At 73.7% G+C, this 22,540-nt stretch carries 22 protein-coding genes and 7 tRNA genes; 18 read left to right on the top strand and 11 right to left on the bottom strand.

The window, feature by feature from the left end; translation table 11 throughout:
* Positions 1 to 33: 33 nt before the first annotated feature.
* From ACFV3R_RS26500 to ACFV3R_RS26480, 5 genes are all read right to left on the bottom strand, one after another.
* Positions 34 to 105 (bottom strand) — tRNA-Val (locus ACFV3R_RS26500).
* 44 nt (positions 106 to 149) lie between these two features.
* Positions 150 to 221 (bottom strand) — tRNA-Val (locus tag ACFV3R_RS26495).
* Between the two features lie 21 nt (positions 222 to 242).
* Positions 243 to 314, bottom strand: a tRNA-Val gene (locus ACFV3R_RS26490).
* A gap of 1 nt (position 315) precedes the next feature.
* Positions 316 to 389, bottom strand: a tRNA-Cys gene (locus ACFV3R_RS26485).
* 33 nt (positions 390 to 422) lie between these two features.
* Positions 423 to 495 (bottom strand) — tRNA-Gly (locus tag ACFV3R_RS26480).
* Positions 496 to 754: 259 nt separating this feature from the next.
* On the opposite strand from ACFV3R_RS26480, the gene ACFV3R_RS26475 reads away from it, so the two are divergent.
* The 3 genes from ACFV3R_RS26475 to ACFV3R_RS26465 all read left to right on the top strand — a co-directional run bounded on the left by ACFV3R_RS26475 (position 755) and on the right by ACFV3R_RS26465 (position 3,584).
* Positions 755 to 1,792, top strand: a complete 1,038-nt coding sequence (locus ACFV3R_RS26475) for a chorismate-binding protein (protein WP_385588158.1) — start codon at positions 755 to 757, stop codon at positions 1,790 to 1,792.
* Positions 1,789 to 2,613 carry an aminotransferase class IV gene (locus ACFV3R_RS26470; RefSeq protein ID WP_385588155.1) on the top strand — a complete coding sequence of 275 codons (825 nt, stop codon included), beginning with the start codon at positions 1,789 to 1,791 and terminating at the stop codon, positions 2,611 to 2,613. The genes ACFV3R_RS26475 and ACFV3R_RS26470 overlap by 4 nt, the downstream gene beginning before the upstream one ends.
* 89 nt (positions 2,614 to 2,702) lie before the next feature.
* Positions 2,703 to 3,584 (top strand): GNAT family N-acetyltransferase, encoded by an 882-nt coding sequence (locus ACFV3R_RS26465; RefSeq protein ID WP_385588152.1) that lies wholly within the window; start codon positions 2,703 to 2,705, stop codon positions 3,582 to 3,584.
* Positions 3,585 to 3,650: 66 nt separating this feature from the next.
* Here the strand turns inward: ACFV3R_RS26465 and ACFV3R_RS26460 are convergent, their stop codons facing one another.
* Positions 3,651 to 4,178, bottom strand: coding sequence for a DsbA family protein (locus ACFV3R_RS26460; RefSeq protein WP_385588149.1), 528 nt, complete (start codon positions 4,176 to 4,178; stop codon positions 3,651 to 3,653).
* A 251-nt stretch (positions 4,179 to 4,429) separates the two neighbouring features.
* Between ACFV3R_RS26460 and ACFV3R_RS26455 the strand changes: the two genes are divergently transcribed.
* Both ACFV3R_RS26455 and ACFV3R_RS26450 read left to right on the top strand, forming a co-directional pair.
* The gene (locus tag ACFV3R_RS26455) at positions 4,430 to 4,873 is read left to right on the top strand and encodes a hypothetical protein (RefSeq protein ID WP_385588146.1); all 444 of its coding nucleotides are present in this window, start codon (positions 4,430 to 4,432) and stop codon (positions 4,871 to 4,873) included.
* Positions 4,874 to 4,941: 68 nt separating this feature from the next.
* Positions 4,942 to 5,112: a hypothetical protein gene (locus tag ACFV3R_RS26450; RefSeq protein WP_385588143.1), complete on the top strand. Its 171-nt coding sequence runs from the start codon at positions 4,942 to 4,944 to the stop codon at positions 5,110 to 5,112.
* An 81-nt stretch (positions 5,113 to 5,193) separates the two neighbouring features.
* Here ACFV3R_RS26450 and ACFV3R_RS26445 read toward each other — a convergent pair whose 3' ends face one another.
* Positions 5,194 to 5,751, bottom strand: a complete 558-nt coding sequence (locus ACFV3R_RS26445) for a CGNR zinc finger domain-containing protein (RefSeq protein ID WP_385588140.1) — start codon at positions 5,749 to 5,751, stop codon at positions 5,194 to 5,196.
* A gap of 264 nt (positions 5,752 to 6,015) precedes the next feature.
* A complete protein-coding gene (locus tag ACFV3R_RS26440; RefSeq protein WP_003959770.1) occupies positions 6,016 to 6,429 on the bottom strand; it encodes an SsgA family sporulation/cell division regulator in 414 nt (137 codons plus the stop codon).
* 190 nt (positions 6,430 to 6,619) lie between these two features.
* Between ACFV3R_RS26440 and ACFV3R_RS26435 the strand changes: the two genes are divergently transcribed.
* The 4 genes from ACFV3R_RS26435 to ACFV3R_RS26420 all read left to right on the top strand — a co-directional run bounded on the left by ACFV3R_RS26435 (position 6,620) and on the right by ACFV3R_RS26420 (position 7,984).
* Positions 6,620 to 7,075, top strand: a complete 456-nt coding sequence (locus tag ACFV3R_RS26435) for a TIGR02611 family protein (RefSeq protein ID WP_385588137.1) — start codon at positions 6,620 to 6,622, stop codon at positions 7,073 to 7,075.
* 119 nt (positions 7,076 to 7,194) lie between these two features.
* Positions 7,195 to 7,266: transfer RNA gene (locus ACFV3R_RS26430), tRNA-Val, on the top strand.
* 83 nt (positions 7,267 to 7,349) lie between these two features.
* Positions 7,350 to 7,808, top strand: coding sequence for an SRPBCC family protein (locus ACFV3R_RS26425; RefSeq protein WP_385588134.1), 459 nt, complete (start codon positions 7,350 to 7,352; stop codon positions 7,806 to 7,808).
* A gap of 104 nt (positions 7,809 to 7,912) precedes the next feature.
* Positions 7,913 to 7,984: transfer RNA gene (locus ACFV3R_RS26420), tRNA-Val, on the top strand.
* Between the two features lie 88 nt (positions 7,985 to 8,072).
* Here ACFV3R_RS26420 and ACFV3R_RS26415 read toward each other — a convergent pair.
* Positions 8,073 to 8,801 (bottom strand): exonuclease domain-containing protein, encoded by a 729-nt coding sequence (locus tag ACFV3R_RS26415; protein ID WP_385588131.1) that lies wholly within the window; start codon positions 8,799 to 8,801, stop codon positions 8,073 to 8,075.
* Positions 8,802 to 9,196: 395 nt separating this feature from the next.
* Between ACFV3R_RS26415 and ACFV3R_RS26410 the strand changes: the two genes are divergently transcribed.
* The 3 genes from ACFV3R_RS26410 (at position 9,197) to thrS (ending at position 13,062) form a co-directional block, all read left to right on the top strand.
* Positions 9,197 to 9,754: a DUF4365 domain-containing protein gene (locus ACFV3R_RS26410; protein WP_385588127.1), complete on the top strand. Its 558-nt coding sequence runs from the start codon at positions 9,197 to 9,199 to the stop codon at positions 9,752 to 9,754.
* 59 nt (positions 9,755 to 9,813) lie between these two features.
* The gene (locus tag ACFV3R_RS26405) at positions 9,814 to 11,001 is read left to right on the top strand and encodes a hypothetical protein (RefSeq protein WP_385588171.1); all 1,188 of its coding nucleotides are present in this window, start codon (positions 9,814 to 9,816) and stop codon (positions 10,999 to 11,001) included.
* Between the two features lie 78 nt (positions 11,002 to 11,079).
* The gene (gene thrS / locus ACFV3R_RS26400; RefSeq protein WP_385588124.1) at positions 11,080 to 13,062 is read left to right on the top strand and encodes a threonine--tRNA ligase; all 1,983 of its coding nucleotides are present in this window, start codon (positions 11,080 to 11,082) and stop codon (positions 13,060 to 13,062) included.
* A gap of 79 nt (positions 13,063 to 13,141) precedes the next feature.
* On the opposite strand, the gene ACFV3R_RS26395 is transcribed toward thrS, so the two are convergent.
* Positions 13,142 to 13,792, bottom strand: coding sequence for a potassium channel family protein (locus ACFV3R_RS26395; RefSeq protein ID WP_385588122.1), 651 nt, complete (start codon positions 13,790 to 13,792; stop codon positions 13,142 to 13,144).
* Positions 13,793 to 13,859: 67 nt separating this feature from the next.
* Between ACFV3R_RS26395 and ACFV3R_RS26390 the strand changes: the two genes are divergently transcribed.
* A complete protein-coding gene (locus tag ACFV3R_RS26390; RefSeq protein ID WP_385588119.1) occupies positions 13,860 to 14,417 on the top strand; it encodes an HIT family protein in 558 nt (185 codons plus the stop codon).
* A gap of 45 nt (positions 14,418 to 14,462) precedes the next feature.
* On the opposite strand, the gene ACFV3R_RS26385 is transcribed toward ACFV3R_RS26390, so the two are convergent.
* A complete protein-coding gene (locus ACFV3R_RS26385) occupies positions 14,463 to 16,118 on the bottom strand; it encodes a hypothetical protein (protein ID WP_385588116.1) in 1,656 nt (551 codons plus the stop codon).
* Positions 16,119 to 16,456: 338 nt separating this feature from the next.
* Here ACFV3R_RS26385 and ACFV3R_RS26380 point away from each other — a divergent pair, with 338 nt between their 5' ends.
* From ACFV3R_RS26380 to ACFV3R_RS26360, 5 genes are all read left to right on the top strand, one after another.
* A complete protein-coding gene (locus ACFV3R_RS26380; RefSeq protein ID WP_385588113.1) occupies positions 16,457 to 18,580 on the top strand; it encodes a cellulose binding domain-containing protein in 2,124 nt (707 codons plus the stop codon).
* 335 nt (positions 18,581 to 18,915) lie between these two features.
* The gene (gene pgsA / locus ACFV3R_RS26375; RefSeq protein ID WP_385588110.1) at positions 18,916 to 19,584 is read left to right on the top strand and encodes a phosphatidylinositol phosphate synthase; all 669 of its coding nucleotides are present in this window, start codon (positions 18,916 to 18,918) and stop codon (positions 19,582 to 19,584) included.
* Positions 19,581 to 20,597 carry a phosphatidylinositol mannoside acyltransferase gene (locus ACFV3R_RS26370; RefSeq protein WP_385588107.1) on the top strand — a complete coding sequence of 339 codons (1,017 nt, stop codon included), beginning with the start codon at positions 19,581 to 19,583 and terminating at the stop codon, positions 20,595 to 20,597. Before pgsA ends, ACFV3R_RS26370 begins: the two co-directional genes overlap by 4 nt.
* Complete coding sequence (locus ACFV3R_RS26365; RefSeq protein ID WP_385588104.1) at positions 20,594 to 21,793, top strand: glycosyltransferase family 4 protein; 1,200 nt, start codon at positions 20,594 to 20,596, stop codon at positions 21,791 to 21,793. Before ACFV3R_RS26370 ends, ACFV3R_RS26365 begins: the two co-directional genes overlap by 4 nt.
* 126 nt (positions 21,794 to 21,919) lie before the next feature.
* The gene (locus ACFV3R_RS26360) at positions 21,920 to 22,462 is read left to right on the top strand and encodes a hypothetical protein (RefSeq protein WP_385588101.1); all 543 of its coding nucleotides are present in this window, start codon (positions 21,920 to 21,922) and stop codon (positions 22,460 to 22,462) included.
* The last annotated feature ends 78 nt before the right edge of the window (positions 22,463 to 22,540 follow it).

The following is a 22,540-nucleotide window of genomic DNA, read 5'->3' as shown; positions in this document are numbered from 1 at the left end:
GAGTGGATCACTCCGGGCCACCGGCCGTCAGTGTGGACGATACTGGGATTGAACCAGTGACCTCTTCCGTGTCAGGGAAGCGCTCTCCCGCTGAGCTAATCGTCCTCGGGACCGCCGCGTGACTCGACCGAGCCGCGGCGGGCGGTGCGTGCGCGATACTGGGATTGAACCAGTGACCTCTTCCGTGTCAGGGAAGCGCTCTCCCGCTGAGCTAATCGCGCGGGGGAACCCTAAGGTTCCGGTGGACGATACTGGGATTGAACCAGTGACCTCTTCCGTGTCAGGGAAGCGCTCTCCCGCTGAGCTAATCGTCCTTGGAGGTGGAGACGGGATTTGAACCCGTGTAGACGGCTTTGCAGGCCGTTGCCTCGCCTCTCGGCCACTCCACCAGGAGTGCGGGGTGCAGGGAAACCCCCACATCGAGCGGACGACGAGATTCGAACTCGCGACCCTCACCTTGGCAAGGTGATGCTCTACCAACTGAGCCACGTCCGCAGTGCCCCTCCCAGGTCAACCTGGTCGGTGCCGTCTCCGGGGTTGTTCCGTCCCGGCGACGTGTTGAACTCTAGCGGATTCGCGGGCCAGTACAAAAACGCGTTTACGCAGCGTGCTGCCTCGACGCCTGCCGCAGCCCCCGCCGGAGGGCCGCCGGCGCCCGCCCGCCCGTCACCCAGGGGTCCTTGCCGTTCGCCCTCCGCGCCCACCACAGGCCCGCCGTAGGATCGGTCAGGTGTTCCCGCGGCTCCTTCCTCCCATGGCCCGGTTCGACGGCCTCCTCGCCACCGGCCTGCGCGACGTCACGGACGATCCCGCCGCCCTCGACTCCCGGGGCTGGTGGGCGGTGGTGGCCGACTTCGAGGGGCGCCTGGTGTGCGCCCGGTTCGCCGACGTCCGCCCCGCACCGCCCGCACCCTCCCGGGGCTGGCGCGGCCCGCGGCCCGAGGCCTGGACCTCCTCGCTGGAGCGCGAGGCCTACGTCGAGGGCGTGCGCCGGATCCGGGACCGCATCGCGGCGGGCGAGGTCTACCAGGCCAACCTCTGCCGGGTGCTCGGCGCACCGCTGCCCGACCCCGCCGAGGCCGACGTCGACGCGCTGGCCACGCTGCTGGGCCGGGGCAACCCGGCCCCCCACGGCGGCACGGTCCGGCTGCCCGCGCACGGCGTGGAGGTCGCGACCGCCTCGCCCGAGCTCTACCTGCGCCGCACCGGCCGCACCGTGGAGTCGGGACCCATCAAGGGCACCGGCCGCACCGCGGCCGACCTGCTGGAGAAGGACCATGCCGAGAACGTCATGATCGTGGACCTGGTCCGCAACGACCTCGGCCGCGCCTGCGCCCCCGGGTCGATCACGGTCCCCGCGCTGTGCGCCGTCGAGGCGCACCCCGGGCTCGTCCACCTGGTCTCCACCGTCCGCGGTGAACTCGCCCCCGGCGCGGGCTGGGCCGCGCTGCTCGCCTCGACCTTCCCGCCCGGCTCGGTCACCGGCGCGCCCAAGCACTCCGCCCTGCACCTCATCCGCGCACTGGAGTCCGGCCCGCGCGGACCGTACTGCGGCGCCGTGGGGTGGGTGGACGCGGACCGCGGGACCGGCGTGCTCGCCGTGGGCATCCGCACCTTCTGGATCGAGAGGTCCGTCCCCGGCGGGCCGTTGCTGCGGTTCGGCACCGGGGCGGGGATCACCTGGGGGTCGGACCCGGAACGCGAGTGGGACGAGACGGTGCTCAAGGCGTCCCGGCTGCTCGGGGTAGCGTCGGGAGACCAGGTCACCACAGGGAAGGCACGACCACGATGAGCATCTGGCTGGACGGGAAGCTGCGCGAGGCCGACGACGCCAGGGTGTCGGTGTTCGACCACGGGCTGACGGTGGGCGACGGTGTCTTCGAGACGGTGAAGGCCGTCGACGGCAGCCCCTTCGCCCTCACCCGTCACCTGGAGCGCCTGACGCGTTCCGCCCGCGGCCTGGGCCTGGCCGACCCCGACCAGGACGAGGTCCGCGCCGCCTGCGCCGCCGTGCTGGCGGACAACCCGATGCCGCTCGGCCGGCTGCGCATCACCTACACCGGTGGCCGCTCCCCGCTGGGCTCCGAACGCGGCCGTGAGCACTGCACCCTCGTCGTCGCCCTGGCCGAGAGCACGCCCCGCCCCAGCACCACCGCCGCCGTCACGGTGCCCTGGACGCGCAACGAGAGGGGCGCACTGGCGGGCCTGAAGTCGACCTCCTACGGCGAGAACGTCGTCGCGCTCGCCCGTGCGCACGCACAGCAGGCGTCCGAGGCGCTGCTGGCCAACACCGTGGGGGCGCTGTGCGAGGGCACCGGCACCAACGTCTTCGTCGTCCTGGACGGTGAACTCCACACCCCGCCGCTGCACTCGGGCTGCCTGGCGGGGATCACCCGCGCCCTGGTGCTGGAGTGGGCCGGGGCGAAGGAGTCCGACCTGCCCTTCTCGGTCCTCGCCGAGGCCGAGGAGGTCTTCCTGACCTCCTCGCTGCGCGACGTGCAGGCCGTGACGGTGCTGGACGGCCGCAGCCTCGGCGACGCCCCGGGCCCGGTGACCGCCGAGGCCATGCGCGTCTTCGAGGAGCGCTCCGCAGCGGACCCCGACCCCCGCTGAGGCATCCGTCCGGCGCTGCGGCACCCGTCCGGGACGGTCGTCCCCGGCGAACGGGTGACGTGGCGCCGCCGACCGGGTAGAACGGGGCGGTGACCACCACTCTGCGCCCGCTGGGGCCCGAAGAGCCGCTGGCCCACGGGGGCGTGGGCCGCCGCTTCGCCGTCTGCGTCAACGGTCGTCCCGTCGGAGACCTGGGCGTGTCGGCCGACGCGCGGGCCGGCGTCGGCGTCGGACGGATCTCCTGGCTGGAGATCGGGGAGGCAGACCGCGGCCGGGGCCGGGGGACCGTCGCGGCCCTGGCGGCCGAGGAGGTGCTGCGCGGCTGGGACTGCCGGGAGAGCCGGGTCGCGCTCTCCGCCGAGGCCGGGGCGGGCCCGGCGGGAGCGCTGGCCCGGACGCTCGGCTACCAGGAGTGGAGCAGCGTCATGGTCAAGGACCTCGGCGAGCGTCCCGCCCTGCCGCCCGGCAGCACGGCGGAGGAGCTGACCGAGCAGGAGTTCGCCCACTGGTCGGCGGCGGCGGTCGAGAGCTTCACCCAGTCACTGGCGGACGCCGGCACCCCGCAGGCCGCGGCCCGCTCCCGGGCCGAACTCTCCCACCGCGCGCTCCTGCCCGAGGGCCGCGCCACCGAGGGCCACCACCTGCGGGTGCTGCGCCACGAGGGAGTGGAGGTCGGCACCGTCTGGGTGGCGCTGCGCAGCCCGGACCGGCCCCGCGCGCTCGGGGCGGAGGCGGAGCCGCAGGACGCCGAGGCCCCCTGCGGCTACGTCTACGACGTGGTGGTCAGGGCCGAGCGGCGCGGTGAGGGGCACGGCCGGACCCTGATGGCGGTCGCGGAGACGCTCTGCCTGGACGCCGGACTGGACCGGCTGGGCCTCAACGTCTTCGCCCACAACCCCGCGGCCCGCTCCCTGTACGACTCGCTCGGCTACCGGCCGGTCCTGGTGGAGTGGGTCAAGCCGCTGCTGTGACCGGCCGGGTGGCTTTTGGCGGGGCACCGGCCGGACCCGCCACGGGACCCGGCCCGGCGTGACCCCTCAGGCGTCCGAAGGCCCTCGGGCGGGCAGCCCGTCGACGATCTCCTCGATCAACTCCCGCAGCCCCGCCTGGGACGTGCCGCCGTCCAGCCGCCGCCCGCCGACGACGTAGGTCGGGGTGCCCGTCACGCCGATGGCCTTCCCCTCCGCCTGGTCGGCGTCGACGGCCAGCAGGTGGCGGCCGTCGACCAGCGCGGTGTCCATCTCGTCCGCGTCCAGGCCCAGCTCCGCCGCGACCTCCAGCAGCACCGGTTCGCCCCGTCGTCCCAGCTCCTCCACGCGGTCCAGTACAGCCTCGACGAACGGCCAGCCGACCCCCTGGTCCAGGGCCTCCTCGGCGGCCTGGGCCGCGGCGTAGGCGTGGTGGTGCTTGGCGAGCGGGAAGTGGCGCAGCCTGATCTCCAGGCGGTCGCCGTACCGCTCGCGCAGGGCCCGCAGGTCGCCGAGCGCGGCGTGGCAGTCCGGGCACTGGAGTTCGCACCACACCTCGAGGACGGCGGGGGCGGCGGGGGTCGTGGCGTCGTTCATGGGCCCAGTCTTCCAGGCCCGGGGCGTCCGGTGCGGCGCCCGGGTCCTGCCGGGTGCTTCCGGTCCGCCGGCGCTCCCACCGGCACCTGGGGAGGAGGCGACCCGGACATCTCCCTCAGGTACGGCGTGAGCCGTGGCCGTTCCGTGCACCGAAGGGGCAGCATGGAAGAGGAGCGCCGGCCCGGCCGGGCGCGGCAGGCCGCCGCGGGCAGGTGGCAGCCGTGCGGTGCTCCACCGTGGGAAGGACGGACATGCTGACCTCCACCGTTTGTGCCGCGCTGACCGCGGCGGGCCTGGGCATCGCCGTGGTGACGGCCTACCGTCGCCGGTTCCTGGCCGCGGTACGCATCGCGGCGTTCGCGCTGATCCCCCTGGGCCTGGTGATGACCGGGGTGACCGACTGGATCGAGAACCTGGCTCTGAACCCGCAGGTCTGGGCCGGTTTCGGGGTACTGGCCCTCTCCGCGCTCCTCTTCCTCCTCGGACGGGTGGCCGAACGGCGTTCCCGCCGTACCGGCCGCCGGGAGCGGCGGGCCGCGGCACGCTCGGCCGACCGCGCCGCGGCGGGCTCGTCCCCCGCTTCGCCGCCGCTGCCGCAGGGGCACACCGGCTCGCGTCCCGCAGCCACCTCCGATGCCACCCCCAAGGAGGACCTCTCGGACATCGAGGCGATTCTCAAAAAGCACGGGATCTGATGAATCAGGGCCGGTGAACGGCCTCTCGGGCCGGGGGGCGCGGCGGTCTGCGCGATCATCGGCCCGAGATGAACGACGAGTGCGCCCTGCCCCGAGACGACGTGTCCACCCCCGTGCCGCCGGAGCCGAGCGGCCGAGGGTGCCTTTTCGCCCTGTCCCAGCCGCCCCTGATGCTCTTCCTCGCCGTCATCGGCCTCCTGCTGCTGCTGGGGGCCACCCATGACCTGCTGCTGCTGTGACCGGGCCGCGCCCCGGCCCCGTCCGGGCGGAGCGGGGACCCGGCTCTGCGCCCGGGGCCGGGCGGCGGGTCGCCGGCGCCGTCAGCCCTCGCCCACCCTGCGCCGCGCCCGGTACGCCGCGACGTGCTGCCGGTTGCCGCAGGTCCGGCTGGAGCAGTAGCGCCGGGAGCGGTTGCGGGAGAGGTCGACGAAGGCATGGGCGCAGTCCGGCGCGGCGCACCTGCGCAGGCGCTCCCGCTCGCCGGCCACCACCAGGAAGGCGAGGGCCATGCCGCCGTCCGCAGCCACGTGGTCGGCGACCGCGGCGCCCGGCGCGAAGTAGTGCACGTGCCAGGGGTAGCCCCCGTGGTCGGTCAGGCGCGGGGTGGTGCCGGCCGCGGCTACCAGCGTGTTGAGGAGCCCGGCCGCCGTACGGTCGTCGGGGGCGGCGAAGACCTCGGCGAACCGGGAGCGCACCGCCTTCACCGCCGCCAGGTCGTCCACAGTGAGTGCCGGCACGTCGCTGACCCGCTGCGCGTCGACGAACCGCGCCAGCGCGCCGACGTCGCACAGGGAGTCGGCCGAGCCGTCGCCGGGCGCCGTGTTCAGCAGCGCGGTGACCATGTCGAGTGCGGCCCGGCTGTCGTGGTTGATCATCACGGTGTTCGCTCCCGGGACTGGGGGAGCCGCGGCGGCTCCGGATCCTCGTTGAGCGACGACTGTAGGTCCTGCCCGCCCTGGTCCACTCACCGCCGGCCGCCGGGCACCGCCCGCCCGCACGCCGCGACGCCGCCTCCCGCATGGTGTGCGGAGGGCGGCGTCGCGGTGTGCGGTGTGGGGGTTGTCGGTCCGCGGAAGTCTCCCCGAGTCGGACTGGCGCGGAACGTGAGCGTGGGTTGCGGGTGTGGGACTGCGCTTCCTCCGTCAGCTCTCCGCGAGGATGTGGGAGAGCTCGGTGTCGAGGTCGAAGTGTCGGTGCTCGGTTCCGGGGGGGACGGCTGCGTCGGTCCGCTTCAGGAACGACTCCAGGGCGCGGGCGGGGGCCTCCAGGAGGGCCTCGCCCTCAGGGGAGCTCAGGGCGATGCAGACGACGCCCTGTCCGTGGCTCCGGGACGGCCATACGCGGACGTCGCCGGTACCGGTGGGCCGGTGCAGCCCCTCGGCGAGGAGGTCACGGGCGAAGACCCACTCGACCGTCTCCTCGGCTCCGGTGTGGAAGGTGGCGTGCACGGCGTAGGGATCGGCCGTGTCGTACCGCAGGCCCGCGGGTACAGGCAGTGACGACTCGCTCGACACAACGAGGCGCAGGTGCAGCTCGCAGCTGACCGTGGTGTTCATAAGCGCCAGGGCCTTTCGCTCAGTGTGCGCTCGGGGATTCGCACGTCGGCGAAATCGACATGCCACTTCCGGTGCCGTTGTAAACCCCTTCGAGGGTTTTGAGGGGCTTCGGATACCTCGTACGGCCCAGCGGAGTATTCTCCGCCGCGTCCATTCTGGTGACGGGTGAATTGTCCGGTAGGTTGAGATCATGACCACGGAGGGTGACGGCGAGCGCGGGGTGAGCGAGGGCGGTGCCACGTCGGCGGGGGAGCCGTCCCAGGAGTCCTCGCGAGAGGGCCTGGGTTCGCGCGCACCCTCGTTCGTCAAGCGCTCCCGCCCCCTGCACCTCACCTGGCAGGTGGGGGTCTTCGTCGTCGGCCTCGCCGTCGTGGTGGGCGGCGTCTTCCTCCTGCCGCTGCCCGGACCGGGCTGGCTGGTCATCTTCGCCGGCCTGGCGATCTGGGCGACCGAGTTCGTCTGGGCCCAGCTGGTGCTGCGCTGGACCAGGCGGAAGGTCACCGAGGCCACCCACCGTGCGATGGACCCGCGGGTGCGGCGCCGCAACCTGGTCCTCACCGGCCTGGTGGTGGCCGTGGTCGTCGCCGCGGTGGTGGTCTACCTGATGCGCTACGGGTTCACGGCCCCGTGGAAACTGGCGGGCTGAGGGGCGCTGCGCGCAGTGGCCGGCCGGTCCGGCGGGCGAGGACCGCGGGCTTCCGGGCCGCCCCTGCCCAGGGGTGGTCATGACCGCCCCTGACTTGCGGTAATGTTGTCGTCGCACGGGGGCGATTAGCTCAGCGGAAGAGCGCTTCGTTCACACCGAAGAGGTCACTGGTTCGAACCCAGTATCGCCCACCCCGTACCGGAGCCCGCAGACCAGGTCTGCGGGCTCCGGTTCTTTTCCCACCGCAGGGCGCGTCCCCCGGCACACTGGGCGCATGTCCCACCGCCCCGCCCTGCACCGCTACTGCTTCGACGCGAGGTGGCCGCTGGCCGCCCCGCCGGCCGTCGTCTACCGGGAGCTGGAGCGTGTGGAGGACTACCCGGGCTGGTGGCCGCAGGTGCGGCGGGCCGAGCGGAGCGAGGCGGGCGGCGGCGTCCTCCACATCCGCTCCTTCCTGCCGTACGAGCTGGTGGTCGAACTCGTGGAGCGCCGGCGCGACCCCGGGGCCGGCGTCCTGGAGGCCGCTCTGACCGGGGACATGGTGGGGGAGGCCCGCTGGCGCATCGAGGCCCGGGGGCAGGGGACGGTCGCCGTCTACCACCAGGAGGTGAGCGTGACCCGCCCCCTGCTGCGGTGGCTCGCGCTGCCCGGGCGGCCCCTCTTCTCGCTCAACCACGCGGCGATGATGCGCGCCGGGCACCGGGGCCTGGCGCGCCGGCTGGCGGGTGGCTGAGCCGCGCGGGGCGGCGGGGGAGGGCGAGGCCGGAAGGAATTTGGAGGTCCGGTCGCGCGGGCTGTATTGTTCACGTCGTTCGCGGGACACCCCGCAGACACACCGGGCGATTAGCTCAGTGGGAGAGCGCTTCGTTCACACCGAAGAGGTCACTGGTTCGAACCCAGTATCGCCCACCCGGTCGCAGCGGGCGGAACCTTCAACCGAAGGTTCCGCCCGCTGCGTTGTGTGTGGCGCATCCGCGCGGGCCGGCGGCCGGACCGCTCACGCTGCGGCGGGCAGCCCCGGGCGGAGCGGCCAGTTGTGGTCCACCGCCTCCGGCGAACCGTTGCGGGCGAAGAACGCCTGCAGTCCCTGTGCCTGCGCCGCGTGCCAGGTCACCTGCCGGGCGTGCAGCTCGGGCAGCGAGTACTGCTCCAGCCGCGGGGCGTAGCGGCGGCCTATCGCCCGCACCACCCCGAGGGCCGCCAGCGCGTCCGCCGCGGCGTCGTGTGCGCCGTCCAACTCCACCTCGTAGAGCTCGCACAGGTCGCTGAGGGTGCGCCGGCCCTTGCGGTAGCGGTCCAGGTGCCGGTCCAGCACCCGTGGGTCCAGGACGCAGAGCCGCCGCTGGCCCAGGTAGCGGGCGAGGGAGGAGGCGCGGTGGCGCCGCAACTCGCGGTCCAGCAGCGTCAGGTCGAAGGGGGCGTTCATCACCACCAGCGGGCGGCCCGCCAGCGCCTGGTCGGCCAGGGCCCGCGCCACCTCGTCCACCACCGGGGCGGGCCAGCGTCCGAAGCGGGCCAGGTGGTCCGGCGTCAGGCCGTGCACCTCGGTGGCGGCCGGCGGTATCTCCACGCCCGGGTTGACCAGCCAGCGCGTCACCCGCGGCACCGACCGCGGCGTCTCCTGCACGACCAGCGCCGCGGAGACGACGCGGTCGTTCTCCACGTCGACTCCCGTGGTCTCGGTGTCGAATGAGGCCAGTGGGCCCTCATACCAGCACGGTGTCATCCCAACTCCCCGCACTCGCTCTCCCCGTGGCCGTCTCGGCCGCCTGACGGGGTGATACCCCTGCGCCGGGTCGTTCCAATCGTGTGGGTTTGCCGCGTACTTGACGGGGAGACAAAACAGGTGGACGACAACGCGAGGAGGCCCTGCGGGCCGAGTGGCGCGGAAGCGTCCCCCTTCCTCCGTGACGGCCCGCCGGGCCTGCCCCAGGGCGCCCCCGGCGGGCCACCCGCCACCGGCCGGCCGCGCCGGAACCCCGCCGCCACGGCCGGCGGAACCCCTGGACGCGTGACGGACGCCCCCGGCCCCACCGACCCGCTCCCGCCGCCCGTGCGGGCGCCCCGGGCGGGCCCGGCACCCCGGTCCCGTCACGACGACGCGTGAGAGGCGTGTGTGCGATGGTGCTGGCCCAGCCCGACCCCGCGGCGCTCCCGGGGACCCCCGCTCCGCGCGGCTCCCTGGCCACCACCGCCTGCATGGAGACGCTCCAGGTCGGCTACCTGCACGCGATCGCCGCGGCAGCCGGCTGCTCCCTCGCCCAGCCCTTCCCCGACGACGGCGTCGACTGGCACGTCAGCCACAGCTCCGACCACCTCGTGGACGACGAGGTCACCATCAAGGTGCAGCTCAAGTGCACCTACCAGGTGGCGCCGCGCCCGAGCGGCGGCAGCTTCGGCTTCTCGCTGGACAACGCCCACCTGCGGAAACTGGCCCGCACCCCGGTGGCCGTGCCGAAGATACTCGTGGTGATGCTCGCGCCCCGCGACCGGGACGCCTGGGTCGAGGCCGGCCACGACCGTCTCGCGCTGCGGCACTGCTGCTACTGGACCAACCTCGCCGGCCACGCCGTGACCGGCCGGAACCGGACCACCGTGCGGTTGTCCACCGCGCGGATCTTCGACGACCGGGCGCTGCGGGAGATCATGGCGCGGGTCGGAGCGGGAGGCACACCGTGACGTACCACCCCGTCGAACCACGCGACCTGCCCGTCCCCCGGCTCCCCGACCCCTCCTCGATGGCCCCCGAGATGCTGGCCGCCCTGCTGGCCCGCCACGGCTGGCGCAGCCGCACCGGGGCCGGCGGCCAGTACACCCGCTGGACACCGCCCGGCAGGCCCGTCGCGACCAGTCTCCTGGTGCCCAGCAGCCGCGCCTTCGCCGACACCGACGAACTGCTCGCCGAGGCGCTCACCGCCCTCGTCCACAGCGCCGAGCCCTCCGCCCGCGAGGTCTTGGCCCAGCTCGCCGCCCCGGGCGACGAGGTGCAGTGGGAGCGCGAGGTGCCGGACGACGGCGGGGGAGCCGTGGCGTGGGAGGCGCAGGAGCAGCTGCGGGCCGCCGTCCGCGCGATGCTGGTCGCCGGGGCGCTCGGCACGATCGAACAGGTCGGTTACCACGGGGCCCGGCACCGGCGCAGGGCCGAGGCCTTCCTGCACCACGTGGTGGTGGGACCGGCCACGCAGGGCCGGCGGCTGACCGCCTACGTGCCGGTGGAGGCCGGCCGGCCCGCCGTCGCCGGGCTCCAGCGGGCCCTGCACGCCACCCGTGACGCCACCGACTTCCAGCGGGCCACCGGGGGTATGTCCGCCTTCGACGCGGCGGTGAACCTCGGCGTCTGCCACGAACTGGTGCAGGCCCTGATGGCGCTGGTCCGCGGGTCGCAGGGGGCGCGGATCTCGGTGCGCTGGTCGCTGATGGCCGGGCCGGCCGCCGGGTTCACCGCCCAGCCGGAGCCGGTGGAGTTCTCCCCCGGCGACCTGCCGGCCCTCCAGCGCGCCGCCCGCCGCTACGCCCGGGGCGAGCCGTCCCTGCCGGTGGAGGTGACCGGGACGGTGGTGCGGCTGCGCCGGGAGGGCCCGGACGGACCCGGCAGCGTGCGGCTGCGAGTGCTGGCCGGTGCCGACGTCGGAGAGGTGCGCGCCACCCTCCAGGAGGAGGACTACCGCACCGCCGGCCACGCCCACCTGGTGGGGCTACCCGTCCGGTTCACCGGGCGGCTGGAGAGCCGCGGCGGGTTCCGGCGGGTGACCGGGGCCCGCGGGGTGGTCCCCGTGCAGGTCGACGACGACGAGCGGGACCGCATGGTCAAGGCGCTCCAGGAGAACGTCGACTACCTGGAGGAGGCCTGCGGCGGGGCGGCCCGGCCGGAGCCAGGTCAGGCCCCCGGGGCACCGCCGAAGGAGGTGCCGCCGGAATCCGTTTAGGACCGGCGGCACCCGGCTCGGTACGATCTGGACCGCAGCGCTCGCTGCCGTAGCCCAGACAAGAGTCAGGAGAGACCGGTGTCAGACGTCCGTGTGGTCATCCAGCGCGATTCCGAGCGGGAAGAACGCGTGGTGAGCACGGGCACTACGGCCGCCGACCTCTTCCAGGGCGAGCGCTCCGTGGTCGCCGCCCGCGTCGCCGGGCAGCTGCGCGACCTCGCCCACCAGGTCGCCGACGGTGACGAGGTCGAGCCGGTGGAGATCACCAGCGACGACGGCCTCGCCATCCTGCGCCACTCCACCGCGCACGTCATGGCCCAGGCCGTGCAGGAGCTCTTCCCGGAGGCCAAGCTCGGCATCGGCCCGCCCGTCAAGGACGGCTTCTACTACGACTTCGACGTCGAGACGCCGTTCACCCCCGAGGACCTCAAGCGCATCGAGAAGAAGATGCAGGAGATCCAGAAGCGGGGCCAGCGCTTCTCGCGCCGCGCGGTCACCGACGAGGCGGCCCGCGAGGAGCTGGCCGCCGAGCCGTACAAGCTGGAGCTGATCGGGCTGAAGGGCTCGGGCGCGGAGGACGCGGCCGAGGGCGCCTCGGCCGAGGTCGGCGCCGGCGAGCTGACCATCTACGACAACCTCGACGCCAAGACCGGCGAGCTGTGCTGGAAGGATCTCTGCCGCGGCCCGCACCTGCCCAGCACCCGGGCCATCCCGGCGTTCAGGCTGATGCGCTCGGCCGCCGCGTACTGGCGCGGCAGCGAGAAGAACCCGCAGCTCCAGCGCATCTACGGCACCGCCTGGCCGTCCAAGGACGAGCTCAAGGCGTACCTGGAGTTCCTCGCCGAGGCCGAGAAGCGCGACCACCGCAAGCTCGGTGCGGAACTCGACCTCTTCTCCATCCCCGAGGAGATCGGCTCGGGCCTCGCCGTCTTCCACCCCCGCGGCGGCATCATCCGCCGGGTCATGGAGGACTACTCGCGCCGCCGGCACGAGGAGGAGGGCTACGAGTTCGTCTACACCCCGCACGCGACGAAGGGGAAGCTCTTCGAGAAGTCGGGCCACCTGGACTGGTACGCCGACGGCATGTACCCGCCCATGCAGCTCGACGAGGGCGTGGACTACTACCTCAAGCCCATGAACTGCCCCATGCACAACCTGGTCTTCGATGCGCGGGGCCGCTCCTACCGTGAACTGCCCCTGCGGCTCTTCGAGTTCGGCACCGTCTACCGCTACGAGAAGTCCGGCGTGGTGCACGGCCTGACCCGGGCCCGCGGCTTCACCCAGGACGACGCGCACATCTACTGCACCCGCGACCAGATGGCCGAGGAGCTCGACCGCACGCTCACCTTCGTCCTCAACCTGCTGCGGGACTACGGCCTCACCGACTTCTACCTGGAGCTGTCGACCAAGGACCCGGAGAAGTTCGTCGGCTCGGACGAGGCGTGGGAGGAGGCCACCCGCACGCTCGCCGAGGTCGCCGAGAAGCAGGGGCTGCCGCTGGTGCCCGACCCGGGCGGCGCCGCGTTCTACGGCCCGAAGATCTCCGTCCAGGCGCGCGACGCCATCGGCCGGACCTGGCAGATGTCCACCGTCCAGCTGGACTTCAACCTGCCGGAGCGCTTCGACCTGGAGTACACCTCCGCCGACGGCACCAAGCAGCGCCCCGTCATGATCCACCGCGCGCTCTTCGGCTCCATCGAGCGGTTCTTCGCCGTCCTGCTGGAGCACTACGCGGGCGCCTTCCCCGCCTGGCTCGCACCCGTGCAGGCCACCGGCATCCCGATCGGCGACAGCCACGTCCCCTACCTGCAGGAGTTCGCCACCCAGGCGCGCGCCAAGGGACTGCGCATGGACGTCGACTCCTCGGCGGACCGCATGCAGAAGAAGATCCGCAACGCGCAGAAGTCCAAGGTGCCCTTCATGGTCATCGCCGGTGACGAGGACGTCGCGGCGGGCGCCGTCTCCTTCCGCTACCGCGACGGCTCGCAGAAGAACGGCATCCCGAAGGACGAGGCGATCGCGGAGATCCTCGACGCCGTGGAGCGCCGCGTGCAGGTCTGACACACCGCGCCGCCGGCCCCGCAGGACCCACGGTCCCTGCGGGGCCGGCGGCTTTCCCGGCCCCGCAGGGGCAGCAGGCTCAGCTCTGCTCCCGCCTGTCGAACCGGCGCAGCAACCACGACGAGAACGAGCCGACCACCGCGCCCACCAGCGCCACCCCCAGGAAGCCCAGCACGGCTCCCACCGTCCGGCCCCGCGCCGTGACCGGCACCACGTCGCCGTATCCGGTGGTGGTCAGCGCGGAGGAGGCCCACCACAGCGCGTCACCGAAGTCGCGCACGGTGGTGCCGGGCGTACCCCGCTCGGCCTGGTAGACCGCCAGTGCCGCGGCGAAGCCGATGAGCACCGTGGCCAGGCCGGTGTAGGCCATCACTCTGGCCTCCAGGCCCAGCCGCGGTCGGGCCTCCCGCAGCCGCACCCGGTCCTGCACGTCCACCACGCGGACCGGACGCAGCAGGGGCAGGAGGGTGACCACCAGGTCCAGCCAGCGGGTGCGCACGAAGCGACGCCGGTCCTCGGCGAGCACCAGCCGCACCAGGTAGTCCGCCACGAACAGGCCCCAGCAGGCGAGGAGGACCACCCACCACAGCGTCCGCCAGGCACCGTGCAGCGAGGTGTCCAGGACGAGCACCGCGTAGGCGGCCAGGAACAGGCCCGACGCGGCCATCAGCGGCCAGAAGCCGTGCCACTCCCAGCCCAGCAGGCGTTTCTCGCTCTCGGCGGTCTCCACCGCCCCAGCATCCCCGCCGCGGGCCGGGCCCCGCCCCCAGCGACACGCTGCCCGCGGGCGACGCCATATGCTGGCCGGTATGACGAGTGAGCCGGAGCAGCAGATCGGAGTAGGCACCCAGGACGCCTTCCAGCGCCTGTGGACGCCCCACCGGATGGCCTACATCCAGGGTGAGAACAAGCCGAGCGGCCCGGGCGCCGGCGACGGCTGCCCCTTCTGCACCATCCCCTCCAAGTCGGACGAGGACGGCCTGGTGGTCCGGCGCGGGCGGCACGTCTACGCCGTGCTCAACCTCTACCCGTACAACGGCGGGCACCTCATGGTGGTCCCCTTCCGGCACGTCGCCGACTACACCGAGCTCGACGCCGCCGAGACGGCCGAGCTGGGCGAACTGACCAAGCAGGCGATGACCGCGCTGCGCACCGCCTCCGGCGCGCACGGCTTCAACATCGGCATGAACCAGGGCAGCGTGGCCGGCGCCGGCATCGCCGCCCACCTCCACCAGCACGTGGTGCCCCGCTGGGGCGGCGACACCAACTTCATGCCGGTCGTCGCGCAGACCCGGGTGCTGCCCCAGCTCCTGGCCGACACGCGCACCATGCTGGCGGAGGCCTGGCCGAGCTGAGCCGGTCCGGCCGCGGACCAGCCGCCGCGGCCGTCGTGGGCGCGGTCAGGCGCTGTACTCGTCCGCCAGCTTCGGCTGCGGGTCCTGCACCTGGCCGCTGAGGAACAGCGAGCGGCCCTCGAAGCGTTCGGTGTCCACGCCGTTCTCCCGCAGGACGTGCAGGGTCGCGTTGTGCACCACCCGCAGCACGGGGGTGGCCACGCGCATCGCGTCGTCCGCCATGAAGCGGTGGCGCCAGGGCTTGTCGGCCCAGGCGTGCCGCAGACCGAAGGGCTCGGGCAGCACCAGTTTCCCGCCGAGGAAATCCAGCACCGGGGGGAACCAGGTCAGGGGCGCGCGCACGGTCTGCCGCACCACCTCCGAGGGCTCCACCAGCGGCAGGTTGTGGGTCTTGGTCTCCCAGAACCGCACGGTCTTGGGGACGGTCTTGGTGCGGTCGGGCGGGCCGGAGGTGAACAGGGGGTGCACCGGGCCCAGGGCGTGGCCGGTGACCTCGACACGCAGCGTCTCGTGGAGCACCGTGACGGTGATGAGCATCGTCAGCACCAGCTGGCCGTCCCACTCCACGAACTGCACACCGAGGTAGTGGCGGTCACCGGCGCCGAACTGCTGCTCGTTGCATATGCGTTCGATCTCGTGGCCGCGGACCTGGTAGCCGTCCATGTGGGCCCCCTCCGGCCGGCCCACCTTCGTCGCCTTCTCACCGACGGGGGAGACGATCCAGTGGCGCACCGAGGGCGGACGCCGGAAGCCTCCGGTGTGCAGGGGGCTGCGCTCCAGCTGCTTGAGCCGGTCGTGCACGGCCCGGATCACGTCGTAGCTGCGGAAGGGGTGGATCTCGCCACCGGACTTCGCCGGCCGCAGCTCCTCCGCCATCTGCCAACTGCCCCACCGGGTACCCATCCCCAGTATCCCGCGCGGGCCCGCGTAGAAGACGACGTTGCTCTTCTGCTCCGCGTCCAGCCGGGCCAGGCTCTGGCGCAGCTCCTCGGCGGCCGTGTGGTTGGGGTCGCGCGGCACCGCCTCGGGGATCTTCGGGCCCACGCCGCCGCCGGCCAGCAGGCCCGACCATGAGTCCCGCAGGTCCCGCGCGGTGGCCTCGCAGATGCGTTTGGCCCACCACCAGCCGACCGCCGGCACCCAGACCACCAGCCGCACGTACAGCCCCGGCAGCCCGGAGAACGGCGGCCGGAGCAGGAAGAGGACGCCCAGGCCCGCCACCAGGAACAGGATCACGCCGCCGAGCGCGGCCGTCCCCGAACCGTTGAAGCGCCGCAGGGCGCGCCGCAGTTGGAAACCGGCCAGCCAGAGCAGCGCGCCGGGGAGGAAGACCAGCCCGAAGACGGCCACCAGGGCCGTGAGGCGGGTGTCGCGCAGCCGGCGGATGCGGGAGGCGGCCAGGCAGTGCTCGACGACGGTGCGCGGCTCCATCCCGAAGGACTGGATCATCGCGGCCCGGCCGCCGCCGAGCATCCGCACCTGCACGGCGCGGGCGAACGCCTCCCCCAGGTTGGGCTCGAACATCGACAGCCGGGGCGGGGTGAACCCCGAGGTGGCGATGTCGGAGTCGGCGTCGCTGATGGCGGCCAGCGCGCTGTCGCGATAGGCGACGGAGGCCAGCGCCTGCGTCGCCGCGGTCTGGCCCGCCGCGCCGGAGAGCGGAACCTCCGCACCCGGCTGGAAGTCGAAACCGTCCGCCACTTCGCCGCCCCCTCCACCGGAACACCGCACGTCCGCACTGCTGCGGCCCTTCCCCCGTCTGACGGTGCGTACACCTGAACGGACCGCCCGGTGAGCAGGTTACCGCCGCCGGGGGGTGCGGCGCAGCCGCGTACGGGAGGGCGGACGGGGGCACGCCCGCGCAAGTGCGGTCGACCGCACGGGCGTTGACACCGACCCCTGCGCTCCCCATATTGGGAGCGCTCCCATGTCCCGGTGCCCGCCACCGGTCGTCGCGGAGGAACGCACCACGCCACCCCAGCACCGCGTTCCCCGGCGACCAGCCCGGGGCCGCGGGTGAGCCCGAGGGAGAACTCGTCGTGCCACCGTCACCCACCCCGTCCGGCCGCAGCCGCGCCCCGCTCGGCCGGCCCGCCCGGCGACTGGCCGGACTCGTCACCGCCCTGGCGGCTGTCCTCGCCGTCGCGCCGTTCGCCCAGGCCGCCCCGCAGGCGGCGGCCGACACGCCGTCCGGAGTGGACGTCACCGTCGACGCCCGGGGATCGCTGTCCACGCTCAGCGGCGCGGCCCGCGGCGTCAACGCCGCCATCTGGGACCCGCACATGAACGACCCCGAGGTGGCGTCCCTGATGAAGGACGCGGGGGTGGGTGCGATGCGCTATCCCGGCGGCTCGTACGCCGACATCTACCACTGGAAGGACCACAGCGCGCCCGGCGGCTACGTGGCGCCCGGCACCGGCTTCGACGACTTCATGAAGACCGTGCGGACCGCCGGCGCGCAACCCGTCATCATCGCCAACTACGGGACCGGCACCCCGCAGGAGGCAGCCGACTGGGTCCGGTACGCCAACGTCACCAAGGGCTACGGCGCCCGGTACTGGGAGATCGGCAACGAGATCTACGGCAACGGCCACTACGGCAGCGGCTGGGAGAGCGACACCCACGCCGACCTGAGCCCCGCCGAGTACGCCCGGCAGGTCAAGGCGTACGCGACAGCGATGCGGGCCGTCGACCCAAACGTCAGGATTGGGGCCGTCCTCACGATGCCGGGCAACTGGCCCGACGGCGTGGTGGGTTCCGGCGACGAGGGGGACTGGAACCACGTGGTGCTCGCGGCGGTCGCCCACGACGTGGACTTCGTCAGCGTCCACTGGTACCCGGGCGGCGACGACGCCGACGCCGCACTCACCAAGGTGGCGCAGCTCCCCGGCGAACTGCGGGAGGTGCGCGCCCAGCTCGACCGGTACGCCGGCGCGCACTCGCGGGACGTCGAGATCACCATGACCGAGGTCAACACCAACACCGGGGGCTCGCGGCTCACCGGGCGGCCCAACGGGCTGTTCGCCGCCGACGCGATGATGACCGCGCTGGAGAACGGCGTCACCAACGTCGACTGGTGGGACACCCACAACGCCGCCGGCCAGATCACGACCGTCGACGGCGAGACCGACTACGGCGACATGGGCATGCTCTCCAGTGCCACCTGCACCGGCGAGGTGTGCGAGCCCGCGGCCAACACGCCCTTCCACCCCTACTACGGCATGAAGATGCTGACCGCGCTCGGGGCCACCGGCGACACCATGGTGGGCGCGAGCGCCACCGACCCGCAGGTCTCGGTCCACGCGGTGCAGCACCGCAACGGCGACCTCGGCGTCCTGGTGGTCAACAAGGACCCCGGTGCCTCCCGCGAGGTCGACCTGCACTTCGACGGCTTCACCCCGGCGGCCGGCGCGCCGCAGGTGACCCGCTACGCCCGAGGCGACACCGACCTCACCGACGCCACCGGCTCCGCCACGGCCTCCCGGGTGACCGTCGCCCCCTACTCCCTGACCACCCTGACCCTGCACCCGCAAGCCGGCACCGGCCCGGCCGCCTCGAAGGCACAGGCTCCGGGAACCCCGCGACTGGACGCGGCCACCGACACCACCGCGACCCTGAGCTGGCCCGCGGCCGCCGGAGCCGCCCGCTACGAGGTCTACGAGAAGGCGGGCGGCCACAGCCAGCTGGTCGCCGAGACCGACGGCACCACCGCCACGCTGCGCAACCTCCCGGCCGGCTCCACCCACGCGGTGGACGTCCTGGCCGCCGACTCCGCCGGCCGCCTCTCGGCCCCCTCCGACCCGCTGACGTTCACCACCACCAGCCCCCGGACCAGCACCTGCGCGGTCACTTACCACGTGGACAACGGCTGGGGGAACGGGTTCGTGGCCTCGATGACCGCCACCAACCTGGGAGACACCCCGCTCGACGGCTGGACCCTCGACTTCGACTGGCCCTCCGGCGGGCAGTCCGTCTCCTCCGGCTGGAACGCCGTGTTCAGCCAGAGCGGCAGCCACGTCCGGGTCACCAGCCAGGCCGGGGCCCCGGTCCTCGCCGCCCACGGTGCCTCCACCGCCACCTTCGGGTTCACCGGGGCCAACGACGGCGCCAACCCGGCACCGACCGCCGTCCGCCTCAACGGGACCCTCTGCACCCTGTCCTGACCCCGGGCACGGGAGTGGGTCCGGCGAAGTGACGGCTACGGCCCACCCGGCGGCCCGCCGGGTGGGAACCGTCACGTCACGGCGCCCGCCGGCCGGCCCCCGCGCCAGCCGGACACCGTGCCCGTCGGCGACGGGCCGCGCCCGCGCGTCCGGGCTGCGGCCCGCCACCGCGGGCCCGAGCGGCGCAGGCCCGCAGCCGGGGCGGGCACGGGCCGGGCGGCAGCGGGTCGGCGGCCCGCCGTGCGCGGTGCGACGGGCGTCGTGGCGCGTGGCTACCATGGGCCAGCCGGGGGCCTCCCCTGTCGCCCGGCCCGCCACGACCCTTCGGGAAGGCCATGCTGAACAAGTACGCGCGTGCGTTCTTCACGCGTGTCCTCACGCCGTTCGCCGCCCTGCTCATCCGCCTCGGCGTGAGCCCCGACGCCGTCACTCTGATCGGCACCGGAGGCGTCGTGGCCGGCGCCCTGGTCTTCTACCCCATGGGGCAGTTCTTCTGGGGCACGGTCGTCATCACGCTGTTCGTCTTCTCCGACCTGGTGGACGGCAACATGGCGCGGCAGCTCGGCCGCTCCAGCCGGTGGGGCGCGTTCCTGGACTCCACCCTCGACCGCGTCGCCGACGCGGCGATCTTCGGCGGGCTGGCCCTGTGGTACGCCGGGCGCGGCGACTCGCTGACCCTCTGCGCCGTCACCATCTTCTGCCTGGCCAGCGGGCAGGTGGTCTCCTACACCAAGGCCCGCGGCGAGAGCATCGGCCTGCCGGTGAACGTCAACGGGCTGGTGGAGCGCGCCGAGCGGCTGGTGATCTCCCTGGTCGCCTGCGGCTTCTCCGGCCTCCACATGTTCGGCGTGCCCGGCATCCAGTACCTGCTGCCCGTCGCCCTGTGGGCGGTCGCCGCCGGCAGCGCCGTCACCCTCGGACAGCGGGTGGTGACGGTGCGCCGCGAGTCCGCCGAGGCCGAGGCGGCAGCCGAAACCGTCTCCCAGGGGGGAACCACCGCGTGAACCGCACCCTTGTCACCGCCGAGCAGCGCGACCGGCTCACCGACGCCCTGTACGGCGCGGGCTGGGCCGGAGTCCGCCGGCTGCCCGAACCCGTGGCCGGCCGGCTCGGCCGCTCCCTGGCCGACGCCGCCTGGCAGCGCCGCGGCAAGGGCGTGCGCCGCCTGGAGGCCAACCTGGCACGGGTCGTGCCCCACGCGGACGAGGCGGAACTGCACCGGCTCTCCCGCTTCGCGATGCGCTCCTACCTGCGCTACTGGATGGAGTCCTTCCGGCTGCCGAGCTGGACCCCGGAGCGGATCGCCGCGAACTTCGCGCCCGAGGGCGTCGACCACCTGCGCAAGGCTATGGCGGAGGGCCGGGGAGCAGTCGTCGCGCTGCCGCACCTGGCCAACTGGGACCTCGCCGGCGCCTGGCTCTCCACCGTGCTCGGCATCCCCTTCACCACCGTCGCCGAGCGACTCAAGCCCGAGGCGCTCTACGACCGCTTCGTCGCCTACCGCGAGGGCCTGGGCATGGAGGTGCTGCCGCACACCGGCGGCGCCGCCTTCGGCAAGCTGGCCCGCCGGCTGCGTTCCGGCGGTGCCGTCTGCCTGGTGGCCGACCGCGACCTCTCCAGCTCCGGCGTACCGGTCGACTTCTTCGGCGAGCGGGCCAGCATGCCCGCCGGCCCGGCGATGCTCGCCCTCCAGACGGGGGCCGCCCTGCTGCCCGTCACCCTCTGGTACGAGGCGCCGCCCCGGATGGGCGGCCGGGTCCACGCACCCGTCGAGGTGCCGCAGAGCGGAACCCGCAAGGAGAAGGCCGCGGCCATGACGCAGGCGGTGGCGGACGCCTTCGCCTCCGGCATCGCCGCCCACCCGCACGACTGGCACATGCTCCAGCGCCTGTGGCTCGACGACCTCGACGCACCCGACGGCGCCGCCACCGCCCCCTCGGCCGCTCCCGGGAGCAGCCCCGCCCCGTCCGGCGACGCCACCTCGCGCGAGGACGCCGGCCGAACGGAGAACGCGTGAGAATCGGCATCGTCTGCCCGTACTCCTGGGACGTTCCCGGCGGTGTGCAGTTCCACATCCGCGACCTCGCCGAGCACCTCGTGGCCGGCGGCCACGACGTCTCCGTCCTCGCGCCCGCCGACGACGAAACGCCGCTGCCGCCCTACGTGGTCTCCGCGGGCCGGGCCGTCCCGGTGCCCTACAACGGCTCGGTCGCCCGCCTCAACTTCGGCTTCCTCTCCGCCGCCCGGGTCCGCCGCTGGCTCCACGACGGGGCCTTCGACGTCATCCACATCCACGAGCCCGCCTCGCCCTCGCTGGGCCTGCTCAGCTGCTGGGCGGCGCAGGGGCCGATCGTCGCCACCTTCCACACCTCCAACCCGCGGTCCCGCGCCATGATCGCCGCCTACCCCATCCTCCAGCCCGCCCTGGAGAAGATCAGCGCGCGCATCGCCGTCAGCGAGTACGCCAGGCGCACCCTCGTGGAACACCTCGGGGGCGACGCCGTCGTCATCCCCAACGGAGTCGACGTCGACTTCTTCGCCCGCGCCGAGCCGGCGCCCGAGTGGCAGGGCGTCAGTGCCGCGACCCGGGACGGCGACCGCGGTGCGGCCCCGACCATCGGCTTCATCGGCCGCATCGACGAACCCCGCAAGGGCCTGCCCGTCCTCATGCGGGCCCTGCCCGCCATCGTGGAGCAACTGCCCGGCGCCCGGCTCCTGGTGGCCGGACGCGGCGACCAGCGCGAGGCCGTCGCCGGCCTCCCCGCCGAACTGCGGGACCGCGTCACCTTCCTCGGCATGGTCACCGACGAGGACAAGGCCCGGCTGCTGCGCAGCGTCGACCTCTACGTCGCGCCCAACACCGGCGGCGAGTCCTTCGGCATCATCCTGGTCGAGGCGCTCTCGGCCGGCGCCCCGGTGCTCGCCAGCGACCTCGACGCCTTCGCACAGGTCCTGGACCAGGGCAGGGCCGGCGAGCTCTTCGCCAACGAGGACGCCGACGCACTGGCCGCCGCGGCCGTCCGCCTGCTGCGCGACCCCGGGCGCCTGGCCGAACTCAGCGCACTGGGCACCAGCCACGTGCGGCGCTTCGACTGGGAGACCGTCGGCGCCGACATCCTCGCCGTCTACGAGACCGTCGCGGACGGCGCCGCCGCCGTCGACACCGACGAGCGCGTCGGACTGCGCGCCCGCTGGGGCCTGGCTCGCGACTGACGGCACCACCCGGCGACGGGGCTCCTTCGGGCGCCTCCCGCCGCGCAGGCTCCCCGGACCTCCGGGAGGCGGGCCCGGACCGCGGGGCGCCGCACCCGGGCGGGCGGCCCGGTACTGTGGCCCGGCGTGACCACCTTCATCTGGATCGTCGTGGCGCTCGTCGTGATCGGCGTGTACCTGAGCTGGACCGCCGGCCGACTGGACCGCCTGCACGCCCGGATCGACGCGGCCCGCGCCGCACTCGACGCCCAGCTCCTGCGGCGCGCCTCGGTGGCGCAGGAGCTCGGCACCTCCGGGGTGCTCGACCCCGCGGCCTCCATCGTGCTGTACCAGGCCGCCCACGAGGCGCGGCAGGCCGAGGAGGAGCGGCGCGAGGTCGCCGAGAGCGAACTGAGCGAGGCGCTCCGCGCCGTCCTGGGCGAACCCGGCCAACTGGACGTGGTCCGCGAGGCCCCCGGGGGTGAGCAGACGGTCACCGAGCTGACGGCCGCCGTACGACGGGTCCCGATGGCACGCCGCTTCCACAACGACGCGGTGCGCGCCGCCCGCGCGGTACGCCGGCACCGGACGGTGCGGTGGCTCCGGCTGGCCGGCCACGCCCCCTTCCCGATGGCCTTCGAGATGGACGACGAGCCGCCCCGCACACTCGACGGCGCCGCGGGCAGCTGAGGCCGGAAGAGCCACCGGGTGCGGATTGGCCCTTTTCAGGGCCTTGGGCCGGGTTGTTTCCTCGCATCAGCGACCCAT

It is taken from the genome of Streptomyces sp. NPDC059740, from assembly GCF_042733155.1.
Lineage (GTDB): Bacteria > Actinomycetota > Actinomycetes > Streptomycetales > Streptomycetaceae > Streptomyces.
This window is presented reverse-complemented; position numbering and strand designations above follow the sequence as displayed.

Coding starts and splice junctions, on each gene's coding strand:
- ACFV3R_RS26475 (WP_385588158.1), top strand. CDS start 755: ATGGCCCGGTTCGACGGCCTCCTCGCCACCGGCCTGCGCGACGTCACG.
- ACFV3R_RS26470 (WP_385588155.1), top strand. CDS start 1,789: ATGAGCATCTGGCTGGACGGGAAGCTGCGCGAGGCCGACGACGCCAGG.
- ACFV3R_RS26460 (WP_385588149.1), bottom strand. CDS start 4,178: ATGAACGACGCCACGACCCCCGCCGCCCCCGCCGTCCTCGAGGTGTGG.
- ACFV3R_RS26455 (WP_385588146.1), top strand. CDS start 4,430: ATGCTGACCTCCACCGTTTGTGCCGCGCTGACCGCGGCGGGCCTGGGC.
- ACFV3R_RS26450 (WP_385588143.1), top strand. CDS start 4,942: ATGAACGACGAGTGCGCCCTGCCCCGAGACGACGTGTCCACCCCCGTG.
- ACFV3R_RS26440 (WP_003959770.1), bottom strand. CDS start 6,429: ATGAACACCACGGTCAGCTGCGAGCTGCACCTGCGCCTCGTTGTGTCG.
- ACFV3R_RS26435 (WP_385588137.1), top strand. CDS start 6,620: ATGACCACGGAGGGTGACGGCGAGCGCGGGGTGAGCGAGGGCGGTGCC.
- ACFV3R_RS26425 (WP_385588134.1), top strand. CDS start 7,350: ATGTCCCACCGCCCCGCCCTGCACCGCTACTGCTTCGACGCGAGGTGG.
- ACFV3R_RS26415 (WP_385588131.1), bottom strand. CDS start 8,801: ATGACACCGTGCTGGTATGAGGGCCCACTGGCCTCATTCGACACCGAG.
- ACFV3R_RS26410 (WP_385588127.1), top strand. CDS start 9,197: ATGGTGCTGGCCCAGCCCGACCCCGCGGCGCTCCCGGGGACCCCCGCT.
- ACFV3R_RS26405 (WP_385588171.1), top strand. CDS start 9,814: ATGGCCCCCGAGATGCTGGCCGCCCTGCTGGCCCGCCACGGCTGGCGC.
- ACFV3R_RS26390 (WP_385588119.1), top strand. CDS start 13,860: ATGCTGGCCGGTATGACGAGTGAGCCGGAGCAGCAGATCGGAGTAGGC.
- pgsA (WP_385588110.1), top strand. CDS start 18,916: ATGCTGAACAAGTACGCGCGTGCGTTCTTCACGCGTGTCCTCACGCCG.